Origin of the sequence: Cellulomonas sp. KRMCY2, assembly GCF_000526515.1 — a bacterium.
Lineage (GTDB): Bacteria > Actinomycetota > Actinomycetes > Actinomycetales > Cellulomonadaceae > Actinotalea.
The window spans coordinates 2,760,617-2,773,082 of sequence record NZ_JAGF01000001.1 but is presented as its reverse complement, the minus strand read 5'-3'; the positions used below and the strand labels follow the sequence as shown (position 1 = coordinate 2,773,082).

General features: G+C 70.9%; 6 protein-coding genes. 3 read left to right on the top strand and 3 right to left on the bottom strand.

The genetic code is table 11. The features are described from left to right. Positions 1-21: 21 nt before the first annotated feature. Both K415_RS0113150 and K415_RS0113145 read right to left on the bottom strand, forming a co-directional pair. Positions 22-993, bottom strand: a complete 972-nt coding sequence (locus K415_RS0113150; RefSeq protein ID WP_024287507.1) for an aldo/keto reductase — start codon at positions 991-993, stop codon at positions 22-24. Between the two features lie 55 nt (positions 994-1,048). Beyond that, positions 1,049-1,915 carry an NAD(P)-dependent oxidoreductase gene (locus K415_RS0113145; protein ID WP_024287506.1) on the bottom strand — a complete coding sequence of 289 codons (867 nt, stop codon included), beginning with the start codon at positions 1,913-1,915 and terminating at the stop codon, positions 1,049-1,051. Between the two features lie 349 nt (positions 1,916-2,264). Between K415_RS0113145 and K415_RS0113140 the strand changes: the two genes are divergently transcribed. Then, positions 2,265-3,296 (top strand): LacI family DNA-binding transcriptional regulator, encoded by a 1,032-nt coding sequence (locus K415_RS0113140; protein WP_024287505.1) that lies wholly within the window; start codon positions 2,265-2,267, stop codon positions 3,294-3,296. Positions 3,297-3,310: 14 nt separating this feature from the next. On the opposite strand, the gene K415_RS0113135 is transcribed toward K415_RS0113140, so the two are convergent. Continuing rightward, entirely contained in the window at positions 3,311-4,141 is an 831-nt protein-coding gene (locus tag K415_RS0113135; RefSeq protein WP_024287504.1) for an alpha/beta fold hydrolase, read from the bottom strand. A gap of 373 nt (positions 4,142-4,514) precedes the next feature. Between K415_RS0113135 and K415_RS0113130 the strand changes: the two genes are divergently transcribed. Both K415_RS0113130 and K415_RS0113125 read left to right on the top strand, forming a co-directional pair. Continuing rightward, a complete protein-coding gene (locus K415_RS0113130) occupies positions 4,515-9,524 on the top strand; it encodes a 2-oxoacid:acceptor oxidoreductase family protein (RefSeq protein WP_024287503.1) in 5,010 nt (1,669 codons plus the stop codon). Then, positions 9,521-12,388, top strand: a complete 2,868-nt coding sequence (locus K415_RS0113125) for a sulfide/dihydroorotate dehydrogenase-like FAD/NAD-binding protein (RefSeq protein ID WP_024287502.1) — start codon at positions 9,521-9,523, stop codon at positions 12,386-12,388. The genes K415_RS0113130 and K415_RS0113125 overlap by 4 nt, the downstream gene beginning before the upstream one ends. Positions 12,389-12,466: the final 78 nt, after the last annotated feature.

Here is a 12,466-nt window from a genome sequence, read left to right as displayed (position 1 = left end):
CGGGCGCTCGCCCGGCGGACGTCAGCTGAAGCCGGCGATCGGGCGCACGGTGTACGGGCGCCCGAGGCTCTCGAGCTCGGCGCCGGTCAGGGTCAGATCGAGCGCGGCGACCGCGTCCGCCAGGTGGTGCGGCTTGGTCGCACCGACGATCGGTGCCGTGACCGCCGGCTGGGCCAGCATCCACGCCAGTGCGACCTGGGCCTGCGGAACGTCTCGGGCTGCTGCGACCTCGGCGACCGCCTGGACGATGGTCTCGTCCTCGTCGAGGTACAGGTGCTTGCCGAACTCGTCGGTCTCGCTGCGCGCGGTGGTGACGTCCCAGGGCCGCGCCAGACGGCCGCGTGCCAGCGGGCTCCACGGGATCACACCGACACCCTGGTCGAGGCAGAACGGCAGCATCTCCCGCTCCTCCTCGCGGTAGAGCAGGTTGTAGTGCGGCTGCATCGTGGCGAACCGGGTCCAGCCGTGCAGGTCGGCGGTGTACTGGGCCTTGGCGAACTGCCAGGCGTGCATCGACGACGCGCCGATGTACCGGGCCTTGCCCGAGCGGACGACGTCGTGCAGCGCCTCCATGGTCTCCTCGACCGGCGTCGTCGGGTCCCATCGATGGATCTGGTACAGGTCGACGTAGTCGGTGCCGAGCCGGCGCAGGCTCTGGTCGATCTCGGTCATGATCGCCTTGCGGGAGAGCCCGGCACCGTTGGGCCCCGGTCGCATCCGGCCGTGCACCTTGGTGGCGATCACGAGCTCGTCACGTCGACCCATCTCGGCCAGCGCCCGCCCGACGATCTCCTCGCTCGTCCCGTCGGAGTAGACGTTCGCCGTGTCGAAGAACGTGATGCCGGCGTCGAGCGCCTGCCGGATGAAGGGCCGCGAGCTCTCCTCGTCGAGGGTCCACGCGTGGCCGCCTCGCGTCGGCTCCCCGTAGCTCATGCAGCCGAGCGCGATCCGCGAGACGTCCAGGCCGGTCCGGCCCAGCTTCGTGTACTGCATGGAGGTTGCCTTCCCCGTCATGGTCCCGGTCGTGCGTGCCGTGCGCCGAGGAGCCCTACCAGGAGGCGCGGTCCCGCCACGAGTGCTCCGGCTCGTAGCCGAGGACCCGACGCGCCTTGTCGATCGACAGCAGCGTCTCGTGCTCGCCGAGCTCCTTGCGGACCTCGACGCCCGGGTAGACCTCGGCGACGAGCTCTCCGCTCGACCGGCTCATCACGGTGTCGGCGTTGGCGATGACGAACACGTCGAGGCCGGGTGCGTCGTGGTCCAGGGCGCGGCGCACGGCCTGAGCCCCGTCCCGGGCATCGATGTAGGCCCACAGGTTCCACTTGCGCAGCTGGGCGTCGGCGTCGAACGACGCGAAGGCGGCGTAGTCACCCGGCTCCATCACGTTGGAGAAGCGCAGCCCGATCATCTTCAGCTGCGGGTCCCACCGGCACAGGTGGTGCGCCATCTCCTCCTCGAGCGCCTTGACGAGCGAGTACGTCGTCTCGGGCCGTCCGCGGTACTCCTCGTCCACCGGCACGTAGGGCGGCGCGACGTCGAACGGCAGGCCGAGCACGGTCTCGCTCGAGGCCCACACGACGTTGCGGATCCTGGCCGCGCGCGCCGCGTTGAACACGTTCCACGACGCTGCGGCGTTGTTCGCGAAGGTCGCCGAGTTGGTCACGATGCCGGGGGCCGGGATCGCCGCCAGGTGGACCAGCGCGTCGAGCGCTCCCGGGTGCTCGTCGACGCCGCCGGTCAGGATCTCGAGCACCTGGGCGTGGTCCGTCAGGTCGGCGGCGACGAACTCACCGTCGAAGCCGACCGGCCGCATCCGGTCGATCGACAGGACGTCCCACCCGTGGGCCAGCAGGTCGGCGACGACGGCGCGCCCGAGCTTTCCGGTTGCCCCGGTGACTGCCACCCGGCCGGTCATGACCGCGCCTCCCGGGTCGCAGCGATCCTGGCCGAGCTGTCCGTCGGTGTCATGGCTTCCCTCGAGTACGCATCGTTCGTGCGGGGCCCACGGCCTCCTGAGGCCGGGCACCGACGCCGGCCTCCCCCCGTCGGGGGAACCACTCGATCGTGCAGCATCAGACCCGGACGCCGAAGCGCCGATCGTGAAAGCCCGAAATCGGTTTCGTTAAGTTAGCACCGGCCGCGGGGCGCGTCAACACGTCAGCACCGACGGCTGGTCGTCGGATCCGGCAGCGTGGCTCTGGGAGACGTCCGACTACGATGGCCGTGGATCTGTGCCGGAGCAGGACATCGGATGGAGGGGGTTCGTGAGCGTCGTCGAGGGCGTGCCGAGCCGACCGCGGACACCGACCCTGCGTGATGTCGCGACGCTGGCCGGGGTCTCGGTCGCCACGGCCTCCAAGGCGCTGAACGGGCGGGCCAACGTGCACCCCGAGACCCGGCGCCGGGTGATCGAGGCCGCCGATCGGGTCTCGTTCACACCCAACTCCCTGGCCCAGGCGATCCTCGCCGGGCAGACCGGGACGATCGGGCTGCTGACCAACGACCTGGTCGGCCGGTTCAGCCTGCCGATCCTGATGGGCGCCGAGGACGCGTTCGGCGCCGGGAAGATGTCGGTCCTGCTGTGCGACGCACGCGAGGACGCGATCCGTGAGCAGCACCACCTGCGCGCCCTGCTCGGCCGGCGCGTCGACGGCCTGATCGTGGTCGGCACCAACACCGATCCCCGGACCACGCTGGGCCGGCTGCCGATCCCGGTCGTCTACGCCTACGCCCCCTCGACCGACCCCCACGACGCCTCGGTGATCCCCGACAACGTCAACGCCGGAGCCCTGGCCGTCGAGCACCTGGTGGCCACCGGCCGCCGCCGGATCGCCCACATCTCCGGTGAGGTGCAGTACTCCGCCGCCCAGGACCGCGCCAAGGGCGCCCTGGCCGCCCTGACCGCCGCCGGTCTGGACCTGGCCGGGGCGACGGTCCGGTTCGGCAGCTGGACCGAGGCCTGGGGCCGCGCCGCGACCCACACCCTGCTCGACCAGAGCCCGGACGTCGACGCGATCCTGTGCGGCAGCGACCAGATCGCCCGCGGCGTCCTGGACGTCCTGCGCGACCGCGGCATCGACGTCCCGGCCCAGGTCGCGGTCATGGGCTTCGACAACTGGCACATCATGACCTCCGGCGCCCGCCCACCCCTGACCAGCATCGACATGAACTTCGAGATGCTCGGCCGCCGCGCCGCCCAGCTCCTCGTCGACGCGATCAGCGGCACCACCACGACCGGCGTGGAGACCATGCCCTGCCGCCTCGTGGTCCGCGGCTCCACCGCCCTCGGCGCCTGAGCGCCCACGAACCCTCAGCGCGGAGCCCGACGGCACAGCTCGGCGACGACCTCCGGGCGGCGGTACATCGCGAGGTGACCCTCGTCGGCGACCTCCACGACGGCGGCGTCGCGGGCGAGCGCCGCCAGCCGCTGCAGGTAGGCGGGTGGGCTCACCGGGTCGAGCTCGCCGCGGACCAGCAGCACCTGCTCCGCGACGTCGCCCATGCGGTCCTCGAGCCGGTGGCCCGGCTGGGTCGGCACCCGCCCGAGATGACGCCGGGGCCCGGAGCGCAGCCAGTCACCGACCATGATCCGGTTCGCGCCGGCCGCCTCGCGACGGGCGTCCCGCACGAGCAGCCACGCCTCGCGCAGCGCGGACGGGGCGAGCGGCTCGGCCACCGGACCGATCAGCACGACCCGCTGCGCCAGCCCGGGGTTGCGGGCGGCGACCTCGGTGACCACCTGGGCACCCGTCGAGTGCCCGACGAGGACCGGTAGCACGAGCCCGCTCCGTGCCACCAGCGCCTCGACGACGGCTGCGTGCTCCTCGATCGACAGGGCGGCGGACGGTCGCCCGCTGCGACCGAAGCCCGGCAGGTCGAGGACGATCACCCGGGTCGTCGTCGCCAGCGTCCGGACGAGCGGGCCGAAGCACCGGGACGGGACGCTGATGCCGTGCACCAGGACGACGGCCCGGTCACCCGAGCCGACGTCGAGCACCGCCACGTCGTGGCCGAGCACGTGGACCAGCTCCATCGGCCACATCGCGTCGCCGCTGAGCGCCTCGCGCGCACCCGGGGCCGGGTCGGTGCCCGGGGCCGGGTCGATGCCCGGCGTCGGTGGGGTCCTCGGTGTCGGGTCCATGGTCCGCAACGTACGGGCGGACGGCCCGCCCGGCGCGGTGAGACGCCGAGCACCGTGACCAGACCGGTCCGCATCGGGACGTCTCGGACAGCCGTGGGCAGTCCGGGCCCGAGGCACGACGCGGTCGCGGGGTGCGCGCCCGCTCGGGCACGCGGGAAGGGGGTCCGACCAGGACCTACGACACAGACAACGCGATCCACGACCGACCTACGCTGACGGAGTCCCAAAAGGACGTGAGGACCGCGATGATCCAGCCCATGGACAGCCCTCGGACCCGGTGCGACACCGACGTCGACACCACCCGAGTGCAGAGACGGCCGACGGCAGCAGTTCTTCCACGCCCTTTCCTCCTCTCCTGGTCCGGACGGGCGACATGACAACGCAGCACCCCAAGTACCCCGGTCTCGCAAGCGTCATCAATGGGAACGGTGCTGTGGCGCACGTCATGCAGCACGTCTGTGGTGGCGTGATCGGGTACCCCATCACCCCGTCGACGGAGATCGCCGAGCTGTTCGAGGCCGCGCGCGCCGCCGGCGCCGTCAACGTGTGGGGTCAGCACCCGTTCTTCTTCGAGACCGAGGGTGAGCACTCGGCGCAGAGCGGTGCCCTGGGTGCCGCGCTGACCGGCGGGCAGTTCATCTCCAACGCGTCCTCGAGCCAGGGGATCCTCTACGCGATGGAGTCGCACTTCGTGACCGTCGGCAAGAAGATCGGCGGCTTCGTGCTGCAGGTCGCCGCGCGCGTCGTGTCCAAGCACTCCCTGAACGTCATGGCCGGGCACGACGACGTGTACGCCCTGCTGCCCTCGGGGTACACGATCCTGTTCGGCTCCAACCCGCAGGAGGCGGCCGACCTCGCGGCGATCTCCTACCGTGCCTCGTCGCTGTCGCTGATCCCGGTGACCAACGCGATGGACGGCTTCGCCACCAGCCATGTGATGAGTGAGGTGCTGCTGCCCGAGCCGGCTCTGCTGCGCGAGTACCTCGGCGACCCGTCCGGCCGGATCAAGGCCCCGACAGTCGCCCAGGAGATGCTCTTCGGCGCCAAGGGACGCGTCTTCCAGCTCAACCAGTACATCGACCGCCACAGCGACGACTTCGCCGTCGAGGACGTGGTGGCGCTCCGGGCCCACCTGGCGGCCACCGCCGAGAAGGTCGAGCAGGACAACGCCGGCAACCTGGTCGGCGAGACCACGGTGTGGGTGCCGCAGGACCTGCAGGGTCAGTGGCGCCGTCAGTGGGTGGGCGCCTGGGAGAAGGGCACCCGCCAGCTGGTGCCGGCGCTCGTCGACGTCCACAACCCCGGCGTGACCGGTCCGGTGCAGAACCAGCCCGACTTCCAGGCGGGCGCCGTCGACCACCGCACCCACTTCGCGAACGCGGTCCCGGCCCTGGTCCGCCAGGCGATGGACGAGTACACCGAGCTCACCGGCCGCGCCTACTCCCCCGTGCAGGCGTACGACTGCGCGGACGCCGACTACGTGATGGTCGGCCTCGGCTCGGTCACCGACGACGTCCAGGCGGTGCTGCCCTACCTGCGCGAACGCGGTCTCAAGGTCGGCGTCGTGTCGGTCAAGCTGCTCCAGCCGTTCCCCGAGGCCGAGCTCGTGGAGGCGCTCAAGGGCGCCAAGGCGGTCACCGTTCTCGAGCGTTCCGACGAGACCGCGCTCACCCGCATGGTCACGCAGGCGCTGTTCAAGGCCCGCGCCAACGCCGACAGCCAGCAGTACGAGGGCATCGCCGCGCTCGGCACCGTCCCGCGCCTGACGACGGCGATCTTCGGACTCGGTGGGCACGACCTGCAGCCGCGGCACACGATCGCCGCCTTCCGGCACATGGCGAACGGCACGGCCACGGCCGCCTCGAACGCTCCGCTGATCTACCTGGGCTCCCAGTTCTTCGACAAGGACCCGTCGCCGCACATGGCCGAGATCCAGGACCGGCTGCGCGCCGCGTACCCGGAGACCGAGCTCATGGCGCTGGAGACGGAGCCGAACCCTGCCCTCCTGCCGCCGTCGGCGATGCGCATCCGCTTCCACTCCGTCGGTGGCTACGGCACGGTCGCCACCGGCAAGCTGCTCACCGACATCCTCGCCGGCGTCCTGGGCATGCACTCGAAGTCCGCGCCCAAGTACGGCTCGGAGAAGAGCGGTGCGGCGACCAACTACTACATCACCCTCAGCCCCGAGCCGGTCCTCCTGACCAACGCCGAGCTCGAGGACGTCGAGGTCGTCATCTCGCCGGACCACAAGGCGTTCATCCACACCAACCCGCTCAAGGGTCTGGTCGAGGCCGGCACCTTCATCCTCCAGTCCGACCTGGCTCCGCTGGACGTGTGGCGTGAGCTGCCCGCCTACGCCCGCCGGACCATCCGGGAACGGAAGATCCGCTTCCTCGTCGTGGACGCCTTCACCGTCGCCAAGAAGCACGCCCCGACCCCTGAGCTCGAGACGCGCATGATGGGCATCGCGTTCATCGGCGCGGTGGCCGCACACGTCGACCGGGTGTCCGAGGGCGCCTCCGCGGCGGCCATCGGGGAGAAGGTCCGCGCGCAGATCGTCAAGAAGTTCGGCAACAAGGGTGAGGCCGTCGTCGAGGGCAACATGGCAGTGATCCACGACGGCATCGACGCGACCCACCTCATCGACTACGACCAGCCCGAGTTCCGCGCGATCGAGGAGGAGCCGGCGCCGCGCATCCTGCGCACCACCGCGCTGTCGGCATCGATGTGCCCGAGCGCCGCGGTCGAACGCGCCACCGGGCTCTTCGACCCCGCCTACTACGAGGACCTCGTGGCCAGGCCGTTCCGCGAGGGCACGATCGGCGAGGCACCCGTGCTGCCCGGCGTCGGCCTGTTCATGCCGAGCGGCACCGGTGCGACCAAGGACAAGGGCATCTTCCGGCGGACCGTTCCCGCCTTCGACTACGCCACGTGCACCGGCTGTCTCGAGTGCGCGCTGGTCTGCCCGGACGTCGCGATCCCCAACACCGTGCACGAGATCCACGACCTGCTGCTCACCGGGATCAAGGAGATCGACGTCACCGAGCCGCAGCGCGAGACGCTGCGCACGCAGGTCTACACGTGGGCCGAGCGGGTCCGCGAGATCTACCGGCAGGACAAGACCCCGCGCCCGTTCGGCGACGTCGTGGCGCAGGCGGCCGAGGCGATCGACGTCGACCAGCGCGCGGTGGGGCGCAACGTCGACAAGCTCGTCGCCCAGCTCGCCACATACCCGGTCGCCCGGACGCGGCCGTTCTTCGACGCCATGGAGAACGCCGTCCCCGGCACCGGCGGGCTCTTCGCCGCGACGGTCGACCCGTGGAAGTGCACCGGCTGCCTGCAGTGCGTCGAGGTCTGCGGGGCGGGCGCCCTGACCACGCTCGACCAGGACGCCGACGTGCTGGCGACCCTGGAGGAACGCTTCGAGGTCATGACGAAGCTCCCCAACACGCCCAAGCGGTTCCTCGAGGGTTCGACCACCCCGGACGGCGACATCAAGCGCCTCATGCTCGACCACGCCAACTACTACGCGACGACCGGCGGCCACGGTGCCTGCCGCGGCTGCGGCGAGGTCACCGCGATCCGGCTCCTGACATCCATGAGCCGCGCCCTCGGTGACGGGCACCGTCGCACCCACCTGCACGAGCTCGAGGTGCTGCTGGACCAGCTGCACGCGAAGCTCGGCGACCTCGACCCCGACGACACCGAGCGGCACCGCCGCATCACCTCGGTCGTCGCCGACCTGGAGCAGCGGCTCTACCTGTACGAGGGCGGCCCGACCGGCAACGGCCCGGCCGCGACGGTGGTCGCCAACTCCACCGGCTGCAGCAGCGTCTACGCCTCGACCATGCCGTTCACGCCCTACCTCGATCCCTGGGTGAACAGCCTGTTCCAGGATGCGCAGCCGCTCGCCGTCGGCCTCTTCGAAGGGATCTCCGCCCAGCTCGCGGCCGAGGTGCGCGCCCGGCGTGCAGCCCGTCTGGAGCTAGACGACGCCTACGACCCGGCTGTGCACGACAAGGAGCTGCAGATGCTCGCGTGGCGGGCGTTCAGCCCGGCCGAGATGGCGCTGCTGCCGACCGTGCTGACCATCGGTGGTGACGGCGCGAGCTACGACATCGGCTTCGGGGCGATGTCCCGGGTGCTGGCCAGCGGCACGCCGGTCAAGATGATGGTGCTCAACACCGGCGCCTACTCCAACACCGGCGGGCAGGCCTCGACGGCGAGCTACACCGGCCAGGACGCCGACCTCGCCCGGGTCGGGAAGGCCCACGACGGCAAGCAGGAGGGACGCAAGGAGCTCGCCCTGCTGGCGTCCTTCCACCCGGGTGTGTTCGCGTGCGCCACGTCGACGGCGATCCACGGGCACTTCCTGAAGACCACGATGGAGATGCTCGGCTACCGGTCCGGGGCCGCGGTGATGGACGTCTACACGCCGTGCGGCACCGAGAACGGCATCCCGGAGGACCTCTCCAACGCGCGGTCGCGCCTCGCCGTCGAGAGCCGGATGAGTCCGGTCTTCGTGCACGACCCGCGTCGCGGCTCGACGCTCCAGGAGCGGTTCTCCCTCGACGGCAACCCGGACGTCGACAAGCCATGGACGACGAGCACCCTGGAGTACATCGGCGACCAGGGCCAGCTGCAGCTGATGACGACGTCGCTCACCCCGGCGGAGTTCGCGCTCGGCGAGGTGCGGTTCAAGAAGCAGTTCCGCAGGCTGGCCACCGACCAGGAGGCGACGGCCCTGCCGATCGACGCGTACGTCGCGCTCTCCCCGGATGAGCGTGCCGGCCACGTCCCGTTCGTCTACGCGACCGACGACGACCGGCGCCTGATCAAGGTCGCCTGCTCGATGGCGATCGTCGCGCTGGTCGAGGAACGCCAGCGTCACTGGCAGACGTTGCGGTACCTCGCCGGCCTGCACGAGGCCCAGCTGACCGCGCAGCACCGCGACGAGGTCGTGGCGCTGAAGGCGCAGTACGAGGAGGCGGCGCAGCTGCGGGAGACCTCGCTCGACGACATCGCGCGAGCCATGTCGGATCTGGCTGCGTCCAGCCAGGCGCCGGTCAACCTCGGCGCCGCCGCGCGGCCGTCGGGCGCGAGCGGCACCGCGGCCGCAGCCGCTCCGACGGGTCCGGCGGTCGCGGTCCTGGACCTGCCGGTCTACCTCGACCCCGCCGACGAGCACCTGTGCAACGACTGCGGGACCTGCTATCAGGAGCTGCCACAGCTCTTCGAGAAGACCACCGCCATCATCGACGGCGAGGCTCGCGTGATCGCCCACATGATCCCGGGCGCGCTCGACAGGGTCGAGATCACCCCTGACCTGCTCAAGCGCATCGACCGGGTCAAGGCGACCTGCGACGCGGAGATCATCAAGTGACCACCGTCACGCCGCCGCGCCCGGACGGGGCCGCCGAGCGGTCGCCCCACCAGGACGTCCTGCGCTACCTCGACGCCGCCAGCACGCTCGAGAGCACCCGCTCCGAGGTGGCGGCGCTCGAGGGCTCGGAGGGCGTCGAGTCGTTCAACCGGCAGCTGGACCTGCTCAAGCGGCGGTTGCTCTCCGACCCGCGGACCTTCCGGGAGATGTTCATCTCGGACGGCATGCAGGCGGTGGCCTGGGAGTTCCGGCAGCCCGAGCTGAGCGAGCCGTTCGTCGAGACGCTGTGGTCGATGCTGCTGCGCGGCGACGACGCCAGCGCGGTGCTCATGCGCTTCCTCTGGAACCTGCCGCTGGGCAAGAAGCGCGCCTTCGTCCGCGCGCTCGACACGCACCTGTCCGACCGGTACCCGATGTTCGACGGGCTCTCGGTGGACTGGCCGGCAGGCGCCAGCATCCCGCCGTACGTCCGCGGGGCCGACGCCCGCTCCCAGGACTTCGAGCTGGTCAACCAGGGCTACCTGGGCTACATGTCCCTGGGCTACACCGCCCGGGACATCGACCTGTTCGTCTGGCTCGAGGCGCTGCGCGACAAGCAGTGCGCCGAGAAGCCCTGCGAGCTCGGCATCTTCCTCGCCGAGCACCGCGAGCCCAAGGGCGGCTGCCCGGTCAAGATCCACATCCCGCAGGTGCTGGAGATGGTCGGGACCGGCCGGTTCCGCGAGGCGCTCGAGCTGCTGGAGTCCTGCAACCCGCTGCCGAACGTCACCGGCCGGGTGTGCCCGCAGGAGCTGCAGTGCCAGGGGGTGTGCCTGCACACCAAGATGCCGATCGCCATCGGCCAGGTCGAGTGGTTCCTGCCCCAGCGGGAGAAGCTGGTCGACCCCGGCGGCGTCCAGCGGCGGTTCGCCGGTGTCGTCGACCCCTGGGACGCCGCGACCAAGCCGCCGGTCGCCATCGTCGGCTCGGGGCCGTCCGGGCTGATCAACGCCTACCTGCTGGCGGCCGAGGGGTTCCCGGTCACCATCTTCGAGGCGTTCCACGCGCTCGGTGGCGTGCTGCGCTACGGCATCCCGGAGTTCCGGCTGCCCAACGAGCTGATCGACGACGTGGTCACCAAGATCAAGCTGCTCGGCGGCAAGTTCGTCGAGAACTTCGTCGTCGGCAAGACGGCAACCCTGCAGGACCTGCGCGACGCAGGGTTCTGGCGGATCTTCGTCGGCACCGGTGCCGGCCTGCCGCGCTTCATGAACATCCCGGGCGAGCACCTGCTCAACGTGATGTCGGCCAACGAGTTCCTCACCCGGGTCAACCTCATGCAGGGGCTGCGGCCCGACTACGAGACGCCGCTGCCCGAGACCGAGGGCAAGGACGTCATCGTCATCGGTGGCGGCAACACCGCCATGGATGCGGCCCGGACCGCGCGCCGCCTGGGCGGGAACGTCACCATCGTCTACCGCCGCACGCGCAGCGAGATGCCCGCCCGGGTCGAGGAGCTGGAGCACGCCCTCGAGGAGGGCATCGCTCTGCAGGTCCTGCGCTCGCCGTCGGAGTTCCTCGGCGACCCGAAGACCAGCTTCGTCACGGCCGCCACGCTCGACGTGATGGAGCTGGGTGAGCCCGACGACTCCGGACGCCGCCGACCGGTCGTCACCGGCCGGAGCGAGACGATCCGCGCGGACCTCGTCATCATGGCCCTGGGCAACGCGTCGAACCCGATCATCAAGGACTCCGAACCGCGCCTGCACACCTCGAAGTGGGGCACGATCGACCTGGACCACCAGGGATCGCAGGAGACGACGCTGCCCGGCGTCTTCACCGGCGGCGACGCTGCTCGCGGTGGCTCCACAGCCGTGCACGCAGCGGGTGACGGCCAGGCTGCTGCCCGCGAGATCGTCGGGACGATCGACGTGGCGCCGGACGCCATCACGAGCATGGTCGCCACGGCCAGGGCCTACTCCGACCTCGGGGCGACCGCCCAGACCATCCTGGCCACCTCCGAGCTCAGCGACGGGATCCACGAGTTCACCGTCTTCTCGCCGCTCATCGCACACGCGGCGCAGGCCGGGCAGTTCGTCCGCGTGCTGCCACGGTCCGACGGCGAGCTGATCCCGCTGACCCTGGCCGACTGGGACACCGAAGCCGGCACGATCTGCCTCGTCGTCCAAGGCATGGGCACGAGCAGCATCGAGATCAACCAGATGGTGGTGGGCGACGCCTTCGCCGGCATCGCCGGCCCGCTCGGGCGGCCCAGCGAGATCGACCGCCACCTCGACGGCGCGACGACCGTCTTCACCGCCGGCGGTCTCGGCCTGCCGCCGGTCTACCCGATCGTGCGCGAGCACCTGCGAGCCGGCAACCACGTCACGCTGATCGCCGGCTTCCGCAGCGGCAACCTGATGTTCTGGACCGGGCCCGACGAGCGCGTCGGCCGGCTGCAGGCGCAGTACGGCGACCAGCTCGACGTCGTCTACACGACCAACGACGGCTCGTTCGGTGTCCCGGGCTTCGTCACCGGACCCCTCGAGGAGATGCTCACGGCGAACCAGCGCGGCGAAGGACGCCCGATCGCCGGGGTCGTGACGATCGGACCGCCGCTGATGATGCGCGCGGTGAGCGACCTGAGCGGTCGGTTCGACGTGCCGTGCGTCGCCAGCCTGAACTCGATCATGGTCGACGCCACCGGGATGTGCGGGGCGTGCATGGTGCCCGTCGTCATCGACGGGAAGATGGTGCGCAAGCACGCCTGCATCGATGGACCGGAGATCGACTCCCACATCATCGACTGGGACAAGTTCCTGCCGCGGTTCGGGCTCTTCCGCTCGCAGGAGCAGGCGAGCCGGGTCCGGCACGGCCTGGCCTGATCGGCACCACGCCTGACCAGGGCGCTGGTCCGACCGGCGCCCTGGTCCGACCGGCACGCCGGGCACCAGGGCCGTCTC